Source organism: uncultured Sphingomonas sp., from assembly GCF_902806265.1.
In the GTDB taxonomy this organism is placed as follows: domain Bacteria; phylum Pseudomonadota; class Alphaproteobacteria; order Sphingomonadales; family Sphingomonadaceae; genus Sphingomicrobium.
On the sequence record NZ_CADCVZ010000005.1, the window covers coordinates 1 to 16,097 of the forward strand.

Below are 16,097 nucleotides of genomic sequence, written 5' to 3' on the forward strand. Positions count from 1 at the left end.
AGGCGCTCGCCGACCTCGCCAACGACCTGCAGACCGACGCCGATACGCGGGCCCGGGTGGAGGGCTGGAAGGAGGAGCTGCTCGCCAACACGTCGGTGGCGCTGTGGCTCGACACCTTGTGGCAGAAAGGCCGGTCGGCGATCATCGCGGCGGCGCGCAATCCCGATGCGGTCATGGCCGGCAAGCTGGGCGAGGTGCTTCGCTCGATGGGCACGACCCTGGAACGAGACCCGCGCATCCGCGGCGCGGTGAACCAGTTCGTGCGGCGCGCGGTGGCCGGCATGGCCGCGAGCTACGGCGGGTCGATCGTCAAGCTGGTGAGCGATACGATCCGCGGCTGGGACGCGCGCACGATTACCTCGCGGTTGGAACAGGCGGTCGGCCGCGACCTCCAATACATCCGCATCAACGGCACGCTGGTTGGCGGACTAGTCGGGCTGGTCCTGCACATGGTCGACACGCTCTGAACCACTCGCTACGCGGCACCGCATGAGCGAGCCAGAAGTCCGCAGCTTCACAGTCGGCGAGGACGACGACGGCATTCGTCTGGACCGCTGGTTCAAGCGGCATCTGGCCGAGGCGAGCTTCAACACCATTTCGCGCTGGGCGCGGACTGGGCAGCTGCGGGTGGACGGCAAGCGGGCGACTCCCGGCGACCGGATCGAGGCCGGGCAGACCATTCGCGTGCCGCCGCCGGAACGCGCGCCGGTCAAGCCCGCTCGTCCTCAGCGCCGGGTCGAGCCGCTGACGTCTGACGAGGAAGCGTTCGTGCGCGAGATGGTGATTGCTGAGACGCCCGACGGCTTCGTGCTGAACAAGCCGCCGGGCCTGGCGACGCAGGGCGGGACCAAGACCAGTCAGCATCTCGACCGGCTGCTCGATGGGCTGGCCGGCGATGGTGAAGCTCGGCCCAAGCTGGTGCATCGGCTCGACAAGGACACCAGCGGAGTGCTGCTGGTGGCGCGGTCGGCCCGGGCGGCGGCGTTCTTCTCCAAGAGCTTCTCCGGCCGGACCGCGCGCAAGGTCTATTGGGCGCTAGTGGTCGGCGTGCCGTCGGCCGAAGACGGGCTGATCGACCTGCCGCTGGCCAAGCAGCCCGGAACCGGCGGCGAGAAGATGCACGTCGATGAGGAGAGCGGACAGGCCGCGCGGACCCGCTGGCGGCTGGTCGATCGAGCGGGCAACCGGGCGGCCTGGGTAGAGCTGCAGCCGCTGACCGGGCGGACGCATCAGCTACGCGCGCACATGGCGGCGCTCGGTCACCCGATCATCGGCGACGCCAAGTACGGCGGGGCGGAGGCGTTCCTGACCGGCGGGATCAGCCGCAAGCTCCACCTCCACGCCCGGCGGCTGAAGATCGATGGGCCCGGCGACGTCATCGACGTCACCGCCGAGCTGCCGGCGCACTTCGCGGAAAGCCTGGCGACGCTCGGCTTCGAGCCGCTGGCGGGCGACAATCTGCCGCTCGATACGCCCGACCCGGCCAAAGACCCGGCAGTCAAGGCTCGCCGTGCCGCCGCCGCCGCCAAGACCGCGCGCAAGGCCCGCAAGGGCGAGCGGCGCTCCCGCGGCGCCGCTCCGGCGAAGGCGAACCGGCGATGATCAAGCTCGCCATCTTCGACTGTGACGGAACGCTGGTCGACAGCGGCCACACCATCCACGCCGCGCTGAGCGACACCTTCGCGCATCACGGCCGCCCCGTGCCGCCGCAGGGCGAGGCCAAGCGGGTGGTCGGCCTCAGCCTGCCCGAAGCGATGGCGGCGCTCGCTCCGGAAGCGGAGGCGGCTGAGCATGCCGCGCTGGCCGATACCTACCGCGACGTGTTCGTCGGCATGCGGGCGCGCGGCTGCGTCGACGAGCCGCTGTTCCCGGGCATCCTCGAGCTGCTCGACACGTTGGAGGCGGACGGCTGGCTGCTGGCGGTGGCGACCGGCAAGTCGGACCGGGGCCTCAACCACTGCCTCAATGCTCACGGGCTGGGCGACCGTTTCCTCTCCCTGCAAACCGCCGACCGCCATCCGAGCAAGCCGCACCCGGGCATGGCTGTCACGGCAATGGCGGATGCGGGCGCGGAGCCCGGCCATTCGGTCGTGATCGGCGACACCGCTTGGGACATGGGCATGGCGCGGGCGGCGGGCGCAGGCGCGATCGGCGTGCTGTGGGGCTACCATGAAGCGGCCGAGCTGCTGTCCGGCGGAGCGCAGGCGCTGGCCGCGGCGCCTGGCGAGGTGGCAGCGCTGGCCCAGCAGCTGGTCGGGGGCGGCGTGCATGGATGACGAAGCCGCCTGGAAGCGCCGCTTCCTGGTTTTCACGGTCGTGCGGCTCGCCGGCCTGGCGTTGTTCCTCATCGGTATGGGGGTAGGCTTTGCCGACTGGCTGCGGCCGGGCGGCGTACCGGCGGCGGGCGTGCCGCTGATGTTCCTTGGCTTAGCCCAAGCGGTGCTCGCGCCGCGGCTGCTGAAGCGGATCTGGCGCGTTTAGCGCGGCCATGAAGCGCTTCTGGAAGTCAGCGGCTGCCGTGTCCTCGAGCGGTGGGTGGAGCATCGAGCTCGACGGCCGCCCGGTCCGCACCCCTGCGCGCGCGCTGCTGCAGGTCGGCCCGGAGCCGCTGGCCCGAGCCGTGGCCGAGGAATGGGGGGCAACCGGCGAGACGGTCGATCCGCGGTCCATGCCGCTCACCGGCCTCACCAATGCGGCGCTCGACCGGGTGCAGCCCGATGCCGAGACGTTCGCTGCCGGGCTCGCGAAGTATGGCGAAAGCGATCTCCTGACCTACCGCGCCGATGCACCGCAGGCGCTGGTAGAGCGGCAAGCGGCCGAGTGGGACCCGCTGCTTCTCTGGGCTCGCCGCCGCTACGACATCGACTTCGTGGTGACGCAGGGCATCAGCTATGTGCCGCAGCCGGCCGCCACCGTGTTCCGGCTGGCGCAGGCGGTCGCCGCGATGGATCCGTTCCGCCTGGCCGGCCTGTCGTCGTTGGTGACGATCGGCAGCTCGCTCGTTGGGGCGCTGGCCGTCGCGGAAGAAGCGATGGCGCCCGAGCAGGCCTGGTCCGCGGTCACGCTGGACGAGCGCTGGAGCCAAGAGAAGTGGGGCGTGGACGTGGAGGCCGAGGCGGCGCTGGAGAACCGCCGCGGCGACTTCATGGCGGCGGCGCGCTTCCTGGAGCTGCTGCGCTCCTAGGCTAGCGGCCCGCGACCAGGTCCCGCACGAATGGCACCAGCCCGAGCTGCCGCTGCCGCTTGAGCCGCTCGGCCGCCACGATGGCGCGGACCTGCGCCAGGCAGGTGTCGGTATCGCGGTTGACCAGCACATAGTCGTACTCGGCCCAATGGCTGATTTCGCTGCCGGCCCGCTGCATTCGAAAGGCGATCACCTCGTCGCCGTCGGTGCCGCGGGCGCGCAGCCGCCGTTCCAACTCCTGCACCGACGGCGGCAGGATGAAGATGCGCACCAGGTCCTCGCCCATGGCCGCGTGCAGCTGCTGCGTGCCCTGCCAGTCGATGTCGAACAGGATATCGCGCCCGGCTTTCAGCGCCGCCTTCACCGGCGCCTTGGGCGTGCCGTAGCGATAGTCGAACACCGGCGCCCATTCGACGAACTCGCCGGCCGCGATCAGCTGGTCGAACTCGCCTTCGCTGACGAAATGATAGTCGCGGTCCTGCTGCTCGCCTTTGCGGATCGGCCGGGTGGTGGCGGAGATCGACATGGTGACTTCCGGGTCGGCGCTCAGCAGCATGCGGGAGATCGTCGATTTCCCCGCCCCGGAAGGCGAAGACAAGACGATCAGGAGGCCGCGGCGTGTGCGGTTCGGCCCAGGCTCGACTGACAAGTCCATAGCCGCCTTTTCCCCACCGTCGCGCATGGGTCAATGCTGCACTGCACAAAGAGCTCTTGATCTTGGGTGCGACGCACTATATTGTGCAGTGCAACAATACACGGGTGAACGCATGGACGAGCATCAGGAACAGCACGCCGATCACGTCGTCGAGGCGATGGAGCCAGAGGTGGTGGAAGCGGTGAAGAAGGTCAACGCCCGCCGGGTGCGGACCGAGCGCAAGCCGCGCCCGAGCAAGGTCGAGCCGAGCCATGCAGAAGGGCTGACCGCCCAGGCCGAGACTGCCGCCATTCCGGCAGCCGAGGTCGAAGCGGCCTTCGCCGAGCCGCAGACCGAGACCGAGACAACCGCCATTCCGGCAGCCGAGGCCGAAGTGGCCTTCGCCGAGCCGCAGAATCAAAAGGAACCGACCATGAACTATGATGCCGCCAATTGGATGAACAGCTTCGCCCAGGTCCCGGGCGCCGACCGCCTGCAGACCATGTTCACCGAGGCCGGTGAGCGCGGTCAGCAGCTGGCCGAGCGTTCGCAGAAGACGACCGGCGAGCTGGTCGAGCTGACCCGCGCCAACGTCGAAGCGCTGGTGGAGAGCGGCCGCATTGCCGCTGCCGGCGCCCAGACCCTTGGCCAGGACGCAATCGCCCGGACCCGCGAAGGGCTCGAGCAGACGGTTGCGCAGGTGAAGAGCCTCACCCAGGCGCAGTCGCCGACCGAGTTCTTCCAACTGCAGGCCGAGATCGCCCGCAGCCAGTTCGACCGCACGGTGGCCGACGGTTCGCGCTTTGCCGAGTCGATGGTCAAGCTGGTCGGCGAGGCGATCCAGCCGCTGTCCAACCGCGCCGCGGTGAACGCGGAAAAGCTGAACAACCTTACTGCCTGACAATCCTCCTCCTGTTGGGCCAGTGGAACGGCCGCTCCTCCCGGGGCGGCCGTTTTTCCTTGCGCGGGCGAGGGGCTAGGCATGCTGCGGGTTGGCAAGCCTCGGGCGCATGCCATATCTCGCGGAGCATATGACCAAGCGATTCCACATGGGCCCCGAGAAGGACACGCCGGGCAAGGGCGACGGCGTCGAGGAGATCGAACGGGGCGTAGTCACCCGCACCCGCCCGCGGACCCGCAAGCCCAGCAACTACAAAGTGCTGATGCTGAACGACGACTACACGCCGATGGAGTTCGTGGTGCTGTGCCTGCAGCGCTTCTTCTCCATGAGCGTGGAGGATGCGACCCGAGTGATGCTGCAGGTCCATCAGCAGGGCGTGGCGGTGTGCGGGGTGTTCACCTACGAGGTCGCCGAAACCAAGGTCGCGCAGGTGATCGACTTTGCCCGCGAGAACCAGCACCCCCTGCAATGCACGCTGGAAAAGGCCTGAGCGTCACCCCGGCGTAGGCCGGGATCCCAGCGGACGAGCAGCGGTTTCACCATGGGAAGATCCCGGCCTGCGCCGGGATGACGTCCTCTTGCGCCACTGCAACGAAGCACTAAACGCCCGCCATGGACTCCATCCACATTCAGGGCGGCAAGCGGCTTGAAGGCGCGATCCCCATCTCCGGGGCGAAGAACGCGGCGCTGACCCTGCTGCCGTGCGCGCTGCTGACGCAGGACAAGCTGACCCTCACCAACCTGCCGCGGCTGGCGGACGTGGACAGCTTTGGCCACCTGCTCAACATGCTGGGCGTGTCGACCAAGGTCGAGGGCGTCAGGCCCGGCGAGTTCGGGCGGTGCATGACGCTGCAGGCGGATGATCTCCATTCGACCGTGGCGCCCTACGACATGGTGCGACGGATGCGCGCGTCGATCCTCGTGCTCGGGCCCATGCTGGCGCGGGCGGGCGAGTCGACCGTTTCGCTGCCCGGCGGCTGCGCCATCGGCGACCGGCCGATCGACCTCCACCTCCAGGCGCTGGAGGCGATGGGCGCCGAGATCGAGCTCGCCGCCGGCTACGTCAAGGCGACCGCGCCCAGGGGCCGGATCAGCGGCGGCGACTTCAGCTTCCCGGTGGTCTCGGTCGGGGCGACGGAGAACGCCCTGATGGCAGCGGTGACCGCTACCGGCCGCACCCAGCTGTTCAACGCCGCGCGCGAGCCGGAGATCGTCGACCTGTGCAAGCTGCTGGTCGCGATGGGCGCCAGGATCGAGGGGATCGGCTCCTCGCACCTGACCATCGACGGCGTTGAGGGACTGCATGGCTGCACCTATGCGGTGATGCCCGACCGGATCGAAGCGGGCAGCTATGCCTGCGCGGCAGGGATCACCGGCGGCTCCATCGATTTGGTAGGCGCCAGGCCCGAGGAGATGCTGGCGACCACCAACGCGCTGGCTCAATGCGGGCTGATGGTCGAGTTCCACGAGCACGGGATCAAGGTAACCGCCGACGGGCAACTGCGTCCGCTCGCCCTGTCGACCGCGCCCTTTCCCGGCTTCGCCACCGACATGCAGGCGCAGTTCATGGCAATGCTATGCCGGGCGGGCGGCGACAGCTTCCTTGAGGAGACGATCTTCGAGAACCGCTACATGCACGTGCCCGAACTGCGGCGGATGGGCGCGGACGTGGAGGTGCGCGGCCGTTCGGCGATCGTGCACGGCGTGCCCCGGCTAACCGGCGCGCAGGTGATGGCGACTGACCTCCGCGCCTCGATGAGCCTGATCCTTGCCGGGCTCGCGGCCGAGGGCGAGACGGAGGTGCTGCGCGTCTACCACCTCGACCGCGGCTACGAGCGGCTGGAGGAGAAGCTCTCCGCAGTCGGGGCGACGATCGAGCGACGATCGGCGGGTTAGTCCACAGCTGTCAGCTGCCGCTGCCCGCTCAGCTTGTGCACCCGGCCGTGCTTCATCACGAAGCCGACGTCCTCCAGGAGTTGGACGTTGCTGAGCGGATCGCCGTCGACCGCGACGATGTCCGCATCCTTGCCCGCTTCGATCGTGCCGATCTGGCTTCCTCGGCCGAGAAGGTCCGCGGCGTTGATCGTCGCCGCCTTGATCGCCGCCATCGGCTGCATGCCGTTGCGGACCATCAGCGCGAACTCCTGCGCGTTCTGGCCGTGCGGGCTGACGGCGGAGTCAGTGCCGAACGCGATCTTCACCCCTTCACGGATCGCGCGGGCGAAGCTGCGCTCGGCGTTGCCGGCGGCTTGGCGGGCTTTCTCATACTGTGCGGGCGTCAACGCACCGCGTTGTCCGTCGCGCACCGCCGCCGCAGGGGCGAGCAAGGTCGGGACGTAGTAAGCGCCGGTTTGGCGATAAAGGCGGAAGGTCTCGTCGTTGGTGAAGCTGCCGTGCTCGACCGAGTCGACCCCGGCGCGCAGGGCAGCGTTGATGCCGTCGACCCCGTGGGCGTGGCTCGCGACCTTGCGCCCGAAGCTGCGGGCGGTCTGAACGATCGCCCGCATCTCGTCCTCCATCATCTGCTGGTTGAGCCCGCCCGCGACGTTGCTCAGCACGCCGCCGGTCGCAGCGAACTTGATGACCTCCGCGCCCCCGCCGATCTGCTCGCGCGTGGCGCGGCGGCAGTCTTCGGGGCCGTTGCAGACGTTGCCCATCCGGTGCTCGGCAATGCCGGCAATGTCGCGGTTGGCGCCGTTGCGCGGATCGCCATGGCCGCCGCTGACCGAGACCATCCGCCCGGCCATCACGACGCTGGGCCCAGCGAACTGGCCCGAGTCAATGGCGTTCTTGAGCGCCCGCAGCGCCGGCGGGTCGCCGCCCAGGTCACGCACGGTGGTGAAGCCTGCGAGCAGCGTCTTCCGCGCGTTGGCCATCGCCGTGAAGGCCTCGTCCTCGTCGTTGCGGCTGTTCTCCAGCAGCCGCGCCTGCAGCCGGTCGTCGAGGCCGCTGAGATGGACGTGCATGTCGATGAAGCCCGGCATCACCGTGCCGCCGCGCAGGTCCACCACCCGCGCGCCGGGCGGAGTGACGAAGCCGTCGCGGACCTCGGCGATCCGGCGGCCCTGCACCAGCACGCTGGCATTCCGCCGCGGGGCCTGGCCGGGAACGGCGATCAGAGTTCCCGCGTGGATCACTGTCAGCGGCTCGGCCGCGGGCGTCTGTGCAGGCGCAGGCTGCTGGGCGACGGCAGGTACGACGAGGGCGGCGGCGGCGGCGCCGCCAAGCAGATGGGCAAGCTTCATGAATCCTCCTGATGTCGCGGAGGAACTTACCCGTCTAAGCGCCCGTGCCAATAGCGGAAGGCTTGCGCCTGCAGCCGTTCGACCAGCCTGCGCGCTTCGGGGCCTTCCCAATCGCCGGCGTGGCCGTGCTTCTCCCAGCTCCCGACCCACCAGCCCTGCCCGGGCAAGCCGTCCGATTGCCGCACCACCAGCACCGCCAATTCGGGTTCGCCGGCGGCCTGCGCGTCCTCGTCGACCGCGGTCAGGATCTTGCACAGGGCGCGCATCTTGGGCCGGGAGAACCGAAAGCCGAGCTGTTCCAGCAGCTCGCCGTAGCTGAGCGCTGTGCCGGCCGCGGCGGCCGCGATCAGGTGCGCCCGCACCTCCTCCGGGGTCGCCAGGCTCACGCGGTTTTTGGTTGCTCCGGCACCGGCGTCAGTTCGAACACATCGAGCTTGGACTGGCCGCGCGGCCACGGGATCACCAATCGCCAGCGGAACGGCGCGACCCGCTCCAGCACGCCGGCCATGTCGCGGCCGTGGTTCTCGCCATAGGCCAGCGGCTGCTCCTCGTTGCCGAGCGCGACGCTGCCGAGGAAGATCATTCGGGTCTCCGCCTCGTCCTCCCACAGCCGGCCAGCGGGCCGCTGGCTACCCGTCTGCTTGACTACCGTCAGCTGCCCGTCCGCGACCTCCACGTAGCAGAAGAAGGGCTTGAACCGCTCATAGGCCCGGGTCTTCTTGGTATATCGGCCGAGCCGCACCAAGCGGCACTGATAGCTGCCAGGAGTGGGCGCGGGCATCGGCAGCGCCGCCGACGGCCGCAGCAGCTCGCGTTCTGCCGCAACCTCCCTGCGGAAACCGGCCAGCCGGGCTTCGGCCAAGGCCGCCTGCCATGCGCCATCCAAGCGGCGAACCCGCTCAGCATCCTCATCGCTGGCGACGCTGAGCCAAGCATCCGTCTTGGCGGGTGGCTCCGCTGTTACCATCGCTCGCCGCACCGGCGGCGTGGGCTGGGCGGACTGACAGCCGCCGAGCAGCGTTGCCGCGGCCAGAAGAAGGAAGCAGGGAGCGATCAAGCGCACGTCAAGAAACCTTTACCGTAGATGTCCGCACGCCTCCGTGTGCCTCCCTACGGTGAGCGCTCAGAATAGTTAACAAGTTCTTTCCAGCAAGTCCGGCGCACCCTAAGCGACGGCGAATGGATGCCACCACCCGGACAACCCCGTCGACGACCCGGGCCGGACTGGCGTTCGGCATCGGAGCCTACGGCTTGTGGGGCCTGCTGCCGATCTATTTCAAGCTGTTGGAGCAGGTGCCGTCGATAGCGATTGTCGCGCACCGTATCGTTTGGTCGCTGTTGGCGCTGGGGCTGCTGGTCGCAGCGACTCGCGGCTGGGGTGAGCTGCGCGCGGCTCTCGCTCATCGCGCAACCCTGCGCCTGCTGCTGGCGACATCGGTGCTGATCGCAATCAACTGGCTGGTTTACGTCCATGCGGTCAATAGCGGGCACATTCTGGCGGGGAGCCTCGGCTATTACCTCAACCCGCTGGCCAACATCCTGCTCGGCTATTTCGTGCTGAAGGAGCCGCTCGGGCGGTTGCAGTGGCTGGCGGTCGGCATTGCGGCGGCCGGTGTCGCGGTGCTGGCGGCGGGCGCGCTGTCGCACCTGTGGATCAGCCTGGTCCTGTGCTGCAGCTTTTCGCTCTACGGCCTGCTGCGCAAGATCGCGCGGGTGGACTCGACCGCGGGGCTGACCATCGAGACCGCCTTCCTGTTTCCGCTCGCCCTGCTCTGGCTGCTGGCGGCGGGTGCCGGCACCGGGCCGGTGTGGGGCGGCAGCAACACGGAATTGCTCCTGCTGATGGGAACGGGAGTCGCTTCCACCGTGCCGCTGCTGTTCTTCACCGCCGCCGCCCGCCGGCTGCGCTACTCGACGCTCGGCATCCTTCAGTTCATCGCCCCTACCCTGCAGTTCCTGGTGGCCGTGTTCCTGTACGGCGAGGCGTTCACCACTGCCCACGCCATCGCCTTCGGCGCGATCTGGACTGCCGCCGTGCTTTACCTCATCTCGTCGTGGCACACCGCTCGGGCGCAGACGCCGGAATAGGTCAGCGCGTGGTGACGTAGCGGCCCGGCGCGTCCTCGATCGCAGGGAGCTTGCCTTTGCCGGGCACGCGCGCGGCGGTGGCGGGCACTTCGCCGGGCGCCTGAGCGCGGAGCCATTTGGCCCAGTCCGGCCACCAGCTGCCCTTGTGCTCGGTCGCGCCGGCGACGAACTCGTCCAGGCTCGTGACATCGCCCTCGTTGACCCAGTGCTGGTACTTGCCCGCGCTCGGCGGATTGACGACGCCGGCTATGTGGCCCGAACCGGCGAGCACGAACCGCTTGGGCCCGCGGAAGTGGTGCATGATCTTCCACACGCTTTCGGGCGGGGCGATATGGTCCTCGCGGCCGGCCTGGATGTAGCAGGACGTCTCGACCTGGCTGAGGTCGATAGGCATGCCGTCAACCGTGATCCCGCCACATTCAGCCAGCTTGTTCCCCTTGTAGAGCGTGTCGAGATAGTCCTTGTGCCAGCCCGCCGGCAGGTTGGTGACGTCGCTGTTCCAGTGGAGCAGGTCGAACGGCGCGGGCTCCTCGCCGAGCAGGTAGTTGCCCACGACATAGTTCCACACGAGGTCGCGGCCGCGCAGCAGGTTGAAGGTCGCGGCCATGTAGCGCCCGTCGAGATAGCCCTTTTCGGCGGTGAGTTGGGTCAGCAGCCCCATGGTTTCGTCGCCCAGGAACAGCTTGAGGTCACCGGCCGCGGCGAAATCGACCTGCGCAGTGAAGAAAGTCGCGGACTTGACCTTGTCGGCCTCGCCCTTCGCCTGGAGGTAGGCCAGCGTCGCCGCCAGCGTGGTGCCAGCGACGCAATAGCCGATGGCATGGACACTCTCGACCTCCAGCAGGTCGCGCACCGTGTCGATCGCATCGACCTGCCCGCGCAGGACGTAATCGTCGAGGGTGACGTGCGCGAGGCTCTCGTCCGCCGACTTCCAGCTGACCATGAACAGGGTGATGCCCTGCTCGACGCACCAGCGGACGAAGCTTTTCTCGGGCGTCAGGTCGAGGATGTAGAAGCGGTTGATCCACGGCGGAAAGACGACCAGCGGCGTCTTCAGCACCTTATCGGTCGTCGGAGTGTACTGGATCAGCTGGTAGAGCGGCGTTTCCTTGACGACCTTGCCCGGTGTGGTGGCAAGGTGGGTGCCGACCTCGAACGCGCCTTTCTTGGTTTGGGTCATCTGCCCGGCGCGGATATCGTCGAGCATGTGCCGGAGGCCGTTGAGCAGATTCTCGCCGCGGGTCTCGACCGTGCGCTTGAGCACCTGCGGGTTGGTCAGCGCGAAGTTGGACGGGCTCAACGCATCGACGAACGCCTTGGTCGCGAAGCGCAGCCGCTGCCGCGCGGCCTCGTCGAGGCCCTCGACCTGCTCGATCCCTGTGAGCAGCTGATCGGAGATGGCGAGGTAGCTCTGGCGGATGGTGTCGAACAGCGGGTTCTCCCGCCATTCGGGGGCGGCGAAACGCTTGTCCTTGGTCTCCGCAGCCTTCTGCGTCGCGGCGAGGAGGTTGCCCCAGGCCTCCAGCCCCTTGCTCCACGCCGCCGCGCCGGCGGTCAGCAGCGCCATGGCGTCCGGCGGTCCGGCTGGCTTCACGCCCGGCAGCGGCTCGCCCGCCTTGAGGCTTTCGGCCCAGGTCTCCATCAGCATCTGCTGCGCGCGCCCCATCACGGACGTCCAATGCTGCCAATCCTCAAGCGTCGGCAGCGGCGGGAGAGTCGTTTCGGTAGCCATGGCGAGAGCATACGCCTGCGCCCGAGTGGCGTCACTCCCAAGCGGGCGTGACGGGAGCGGTCTGCGCTGCCATGAGTTCGCCATGCCCGCTTGGCCCCCACGCTCGCTCCCGCGCCTGTACGTCCGGGCGGCGCTCAGCGAGGGCGCGGCGGTCCAGCTGGATGCGGCGCAGGCCAATTACCTCGGCAACGTGCTTCGGCTCGGAATCGACGCGGAGATGCTTCTGTTCGACGGCGCGTCGGGCGAATGGCTCGCCCGGATCGCGGACAGCGGCAGGAAGCGAATGACGCTCGTGGTCGAGCGCCGGACGCGACCGCTCGAGCAGGTGCCGGACCTCACGCTAGCCTTCGCACCGGTGAAGCGGGCCCAGGTCGACTGGCTGGTGGAAAAGGCGACGGAGCTGGGAGTTGCGCGGCTGCAGCCGGTCATCACGCAGCGCACGGTGGTCGAGCGGGTCAAGCTGGAGCGGCTGCAGGCCATCGCGATCGAGGCGGCGGAGCAGTGTGGACGCACCCTGCTGCCGGAGATCGCCGAGCCGGTGAGCTTGTCCTCCTTCCTATCTTCGCAGGAAGACGCCCTCTACTTCGCGGACGAGACCGGCGGCGAGCCGGTGCAAAGGGCGCTGCGACCTGGCCGAGCCACCATCCTGACCGGCCCCGAAGGCGGGTTCACCGACGACGAGCGAACCGCTGTTCGCGCCCGCCAAGCCGCCCACGCCATCTCGCTTGGCCCCCGCATCCTTCGCGCCGAGACCGCTGCGCTGGCCGCCGTCGCGGCCTATATGGCGCTTGCCGGAGACTGGCGCTAACGCGCCCGTAATGACCACCCGGACCGACACCTCGCCCAGCCCGCTCGTCGAGAGCCGCGACGACCTGCTGTCCGTGTTTGCGGGGGGCGAGAAGCCGCCAGCGCAATGGCGCATCGGCACCGAGCACGAGAAATTCGTCTATCGCGTCGCCGACCATCGCGCGCCGAGCTGGGACGAGCCCGGCGGCATCCGCGACCTGCTGCTCGGGCTCACCGAGTTCGGCTGGCGGCCGGTCGAGGAAGGCGGCAAGGTCATCGCCCTGGCCGGTGAGGACGGCACCATCAGCCTGGAGCCCGCCGGGCAGTTCGAGCTGTCCGGCGCCCCGCTCGAGAACCTGCACGAGACCTGTGCCGAGGCAGCGCGGCACCTTAAGCAGTGCGAGGCGGTCGGCGACCGCCTGGGGCTCGGTTTCCTGGGGCTCGGCATGTGGCCGGACAAGGCGCGGGCCGACCTGCCGATCATGCCCAAGGGCCGGTACAGGATCATGCTCGACCACATGCCGCGCGTGGGCACGCTGGGCCTCGACATGATGCTTCGCACCTGTACCATCCAGGTTAATCTCGACTATCAGTCCGAAGCCGACCTGGTGAAGAAGTTCCGCGTCGGCCTGGCCTTGCAGCCGGTCGCCACTGCCCTGTTCGCCAACTCGCCGCTGACCGAGGGCAGGCCCAACGGCTACAAGAGCTTCCGCAGCCATATCTGGGAGGACACCGACCCGCATCGCACCGGCATGCTGCCCTTCGTGTTCGACGACGGGTTCGGCTATGAACGCTACTGCGACTATGCGCTGGACGTGCCGATGTACTTCGTCTTCCGCGACGGTCGGTACATCGACTGCGCGGGCGAGAGCTTCCGCGCCTTCTTGAATGGTAAGCTGCCGCAGCTGCCCGGCGAGCGGCCGCGGGTCAGCGACTGGGTCGATCATCTCTCGACCGCCTTCCCCGAGGTGCGGCTGAAAAGCTTCTTGGAGATGCGGGGCGCGGACGGCGGGCGCTGGGGCCGGATCTGCGCGCTGCCGGCGCTGTGGGTGGGGCTGTTGTATGATGATGCTGCGCTGAATGCGGCGTGGGACCTGTGCAAGAGCTGGACCATCGAAGAGCGCGAGCGGCTACGCCACGACGTGCCGCGCCTCGCGCTTGAGGCGGCGGTGCCGGGCGGCGGGACCGTGCGGGAATTGGCCGACCGGGTGCTGGAGATCGCGGCGATCGGGCTGACCGCGCGGGCACGGCTGAACGCCGCTGGCGACAATGAGGGCGGGTTCCTCGACCCTCTGCGGGAAGTGGTCTCCACAGGGATAACGCCGGCCGATCGCCTGCTCCAACGATACCATGGCGACTGGAGCTGTGACGTTGATCGCGTTTACGAGGAGCTTAGCTTCTAGCCTGCGACCCGGTAGGTCCGCATCGCCGCCCTCCGCACCTCTTCTGGATAGAACGGAACGGCCCGTAGCCGCCCCTCAGGATAGAGCGGCGCTTGGTCGCGGAAGTGCGGGGACGGGCGGTCGCCGCTCTGCCCGCCCGCGGACAGCGCCATCGCCCGGACCCGCGGGCCGAACTCGACCACGGCGACAAAGCTGTTGCCGCTGTTGCCGTAGCGCCGGACCGAGCCTGGCGGCGTGATCGTCCCGAAGCTCGCCAGCGAGCCCCAGATGCCCGAGGTGAAGCCGACCGGCAGGCTGGGCGCGCGATCGTCGAACTGCGGGACGATGGATGGACTCACCCGCTGGAAGCGGTTGATCTCGCCCCAGGGCACACGCCAGCGCCCATGCTCGCGGGTGAGCTTGGCGACTGCGCGATCCAGCGCGGTCAGCAGCGCCGGACCGTTCGCCGGATCCTGGGCGAAGGCCGCGAAGGCGGTCCATTGCCGCGGGTTGCCGGGCAGCGCCTCACCCCAGTGCACCGCCAAGGTGGTCGGCTCCGAAGCGACGCCCCAAGACCCATCCCAGCGACGCAACAGCGCGACGGGCTCGCGGAGGCGCGCGCGAATGGCCGTGTTCGCCGCGTCGTAAGCGGCGAACAGCGACGGCAGGAGCAGGTCGAAGGCGGTGAGCCGCGAGTCGTAAGCCGCCGAGCGCAGCCGCTCAGGCGTCCAGCGGCGGCTGCCCTGCAGCAACTGGAGCGCGTGCAGCCCGCGCGGGTTCTCTCCCACCGTGTCCATGTAGCCTGGGTAGGAGGCCGGGTTGAGCGAGCCGACGCCCGCCGCCGAGTAGGACCAGTTGTTGGTGTTTAGCGTCCAGCCCGAGCCCGGGTTGACCAGGCTCGGCAGCTCCAACAGCGCATGCACGCCCTGCCAATCGGCCGTCGGATCGCTTCCGTCCGCGGGCTGGCGGCGGTCGAAGGCGGTGCTGCGCCGAGGCACGAACTGCGGATAGAGCATCGCGATCGTGCCCTCGCGGCTCGCCAGCAGCGTGTTGTTGGACGAGTTCGCCTGGAACCGCATCGCGGCCATATACTCGGCGAAGCTGCGCGCTTTGGTGCGGAGAAAGCCTTGTTGCAGCGCCTCCACTGGTCGGTGCATCATGGCCACCGCGAGCCACTTGCCCCCCTCGCTGCGGATCACCGGGCCATGATGCGTGCGCCAGATGGTGAATGTGCGCCCGATTTCGCCGCGCAAAGTGATGCTGACGGTGGAGCGCTCGAACGGCCGAAGCTCCTTGCCATACCGGTAGCAAAGCCCTGCGCCGCACTTTACCGGCGTCACCGCGAACTCATCGACGACGTCCGCGGTGCTGGTGGTGTGCATCCAACCCAGCCGCTCGTTGAAACCCTGGTAGATGAAGAACTGTCCCCAAGTCGCCGCGCCGTAGGCATTCAGCCCCTCGCCGCTCGTCACCTGCTGTTCGGAGCGGAAGTAGAAGCTGGTATGCGGATTGATCAGCAGCAGCGCGCGGCCGTCGCGGGTCAGGCGCGGCGCGATGGCGATGCCGTTGGAGCCGCGGGGTTCGCGGTCTGCGATGGGCGCAGCGGCGACTTGCGGGCCGGTGTAGAACGCCTCCAGAGCCTTTAGATCGATCGCTTCGATGTCACCACCGATGCTCCCTTCGGTGAAGCTCAGCGCCATCCACGGCTCAAACCGGGTGAGCACGCGCGGGCGGACTTGCGGGTGCGTCGCGAGGTAGCGGTTGAGGCCGTCGGCCCAAGCCGCCATGAGCCGCTGCAGCCACGCCGGGCCTTCGGCGAAGCGCCGCTGCAAGGTCTCGGGCCGGTTGACCATGCGGGCGCGGAGGTCGGCCCAGATCGCCTTCTCCCCTTCCGCCTCTGCCGTGCGGCCGAGCGCTGCGAGATAGTTGGCTTCGATCCGCGGGAAATCATCTTCGGCCTGCGCGTAGATCATCCCGAACACGGCATCGGCATCGGTGCGGCCGCTCACATGCGCGATGCCCCAGCGGTCGCGGGTGATGGTGGCGTCGTACGCGCTGGCGGGCGCAGCGGCGACCAGGAAGAGCAGCGAGAGGATCAGGGCGCGCATCGGGCGGAGGCTAGGCCAAGCCCGGTCCGCACGCTAG

The 16,097-nt window shown here is 68.8% G+C and carries 17 protein-coding genes; 11 read left to right on the forward strand and 6 right to left on the reverse strand.

Going from position 1 to position 16,097, the window contains the following annotated elements; all coding sequences use genetic code 11:
- From QZX62_RS01365 to QZX62_RS01385, 5 genes are all read left to right on the forward strand, one after another.
- On the forward strand, window positions 1–467 hold a 467-nt coding region (locus QZX62_RS01365), incomplete at its 5' end, for a DUF445 family protein (protein WP_294171600.1).
- 22 nt (window positions 468–489) lie between these two features.
- Window positions 490–1,602, forward strand: coding sequence for an RluA family pseudouridine synthase (locus QZX62_RS01370; protein WP_294171602.1), 1,113 nt, complete (start codon window positions 490–492; stop codon window positions 1,600–1,602).
- Window positions 1,599–2,276 carry an HAD-IA family hydrolase gene (locus tag QZX62_RS01375; protein ID WP_294171603.1) on the forward strand — a complete coding sequence of 226 codons (678 nt, stop codon included), beginning with the start codon at window positions 1,599–1,601 and terminating at the stop codon, window positions 2,274–2,276. The genes QZX62_RS01370 and QZX62_RS01375 overlap by 4 nt, the downstream gene beginning before the upstream one ends.
- On the forward strand, window positions 2,269–2,481 hold the full coding sequence (locus tag QZX62_RS01380; protein WP_294171604.1) for a hypothetical protein: 213 nt from the start codon (window positions 2,269–2,271) through the stop codon (window positions 2,479–2,481). Before QZX62_RS01375 ends, QZX62_RS01380 begins: the two co-directional genes overlap by 8 nt.
- A gap of 7 nt (window positions 2,482–2,488) precedes the next feature.
- Entirely contained in the window at window positions 2,489–3,184 is a 696-nt protein-coding gene (locus QZX62_RS01385; RefSeq protein WP_294171605.1) for an ATP12 family chaperone protein, read from the forward strand.
- Window position 3,185: 1 nt separating this feature from the next.
- On the opposite strand, the gene gmk is transcribed toward QZX62_RS01385, so the two are convergent.
- Window positions 3,186–3,839 carry a guanylate kinase gene (gene gmk, locus QZX62_RS01390; protein WP_294171680.1) on the reverse strand — a complete coding sequence of 218 codons (654 nt, stop codon included), beginning with the start codon at window positions 3,837–3,839 and terminating at the stop codon, window positions 3,186–3,188.
- Window positions 3,840–3,951: 112 nt separating this feature from the next.
- Here gmk and QZX62_RS01395 point away from each other — a divergent pair, with 112 nt between their 5' ends.
- From QZX62_RS01395 to murA, 3 genes are all read left to right on the forward strand, one after another.
- Window positions 3,952–4,719, forward strand: a complete 768-nt coding sequence (locus tag QZX62_RS01395; RefSeq protein ID WP_294171606.1) for a phasin family protein — start codon at window positions 3,952–3,954, stop codon at window positions 4,717–4,719.
- Between the two features lie 148 nt (window positions 4,720–4,867).
- Window positions 4,868–5,209, forward strand: coding sequence for an ATP-dependent Clp protease adapter ClpS (gene clpS, locus QZX62_RS01400; RefSeq protein ID WP_294171681.1), 342 nt, complete (start codon window positions 4,868–4,870; stop codon window positions 5,207–5,209).
- A 122-nt stretch (window positions 5,210–5,331) separates the two neighbouring features.
- Window positions 5,332–6,615 (forward strand): UDP-N-acetylglucosamine 1-carboxyvinyltransferase, encoded by a 1,284-nt coding sequence (murA, locus tag QZX62_RS01405; RefSeq protein ID WP_294171608.1) that lies wholly within the window; start codon window positions 5,332–5,334, stop codon window positions 6,613–6,615.
- Here the strand turns inward: murA and QZX62_RS01410 are convergent.
- From QZX62_RS01410 to QZX62_RS01420, 3 genes are read right to left on the reverse strand one after another with little or no spacing between them, the layout of a single operon-like run.
- Window positions 6,612–7,964, reverse strand: a complete 1,353-nt coding sequence (locus QZX62_RS01410; RefSeq protein ID WP_294171609.1) for an amidohydrolase family protein — start codon at window positions 7,962–7,964, stop codon at window positions 6,612–6,614. The genes murA and QZX62_RS01410 overlap by 4 nt on opposite strands.
- A gap of 26 nt (window positions 7,965–7,990) precedes the next feature.
- Window positions 7,991–8,350 carry a ribose-phosphate pyrophosphokinase gene (locus tag QZX62_RS01415; protein WP_366926172.1) on the reverse strand — a complete coding sequence of 120 codons (360 nt, stop codon included), beginning with the start codon at window positions 8,348–8,350 and terminating at the stop codon, window positions 7,991–7,993.
- A complete protein-coding gene (locus QZX62_RS01420; protein ID WP_294171611.1) occupies window positions 8,347–9,027 on the reverse strand; it encodes a DUF4893 domain-containing protein in 681 nt (226 codons plus the stop codon). The genes QZX62_RS01415 and QZX62_RS01420 overlap by 4 nt, the downstream gene beginning before the upstream one ends.
- Before the next feature lie 116 nt (window positions 9,028–9,143).
- Here QZX62_RS01420 and rarD point away from each other — a divergent pair, with 116 nt between their 5' ends.
- Complete coding sequence (gene rarD / locus QZX62_RS01425; RefSeq protein WP_294171612.1) at window positions 9,144–10,052, forward strand: EamA family transporter RarD; 909 nt, start codon at window positions 9,144–9,146, stop codon at window positions 10,050–10,052.
- A 1-nt stretch (window position 10,053) separates the two neighbouring features.
- Here rarD and phaC read toward each other — a convergent pair whose 3' ends face one another.
- Window positions 10,054–11,784, reverse strand: a complete 1,731-nt coding sequence (gene phaC, locus QZX62_RS01430) for a class I poly(R)-hydroxyalkanoic acid synthase (RefSeq protein WP_294171613.1) — start codon at window positions 11,782–11,784, stop codon at window positions 10,054–10,056.
- An 82-nt stretch (window positions 11,785–11,866) separates the two neighbouring features.
- Here phaC and QZX62_RS01435 point away from each other — a divergent pair, with 82 nt between their 5' ends.
- Together QZX62_RS01435 and QZX62_RS01440 are read left to right on the forward strand one after the other, a co-directional pair.
- Entirely contained in the window at window positions 11,867–12,592 is a 726-nt protein-coding gene (locus QZX62_RS01435; RefSeq protein WP_294171614.1) for a 16S rRNA (uracil(1498)-N(3))-methyltransferase, read from the forward strand.
- Between the two features lie 10 nt (window positions 12,593–12,602).
- Entirely contained in the window at window positions 12,603–13,973 is a 1,371-nt protein-coding gene (locus QZX62_RS01440) for a glutamate--cysteine ligase (protein ID WP_294171615.1), read from the forward strand.
- Here the strand turns inward: QZX62_RS01440 and QZX62_RS01445 are convergent.
- Window positions 13,970–16,060 (reverse strand): penicillin acylase family protein, encoded by a 2,091-nt coding sequence (locus QZX62_RS01445; protein WP_294171616.1) that lies wholly within the window; start codon window positions 16,058–16,060, stop codon window positions 13,970–13,972. The genes QZX62_RS01440 and QZX62_RS01445 overlap by 4 nt on opposite strands.
- Window positions 16,061–16,097 lie beyond the last annotated feature (37 nt).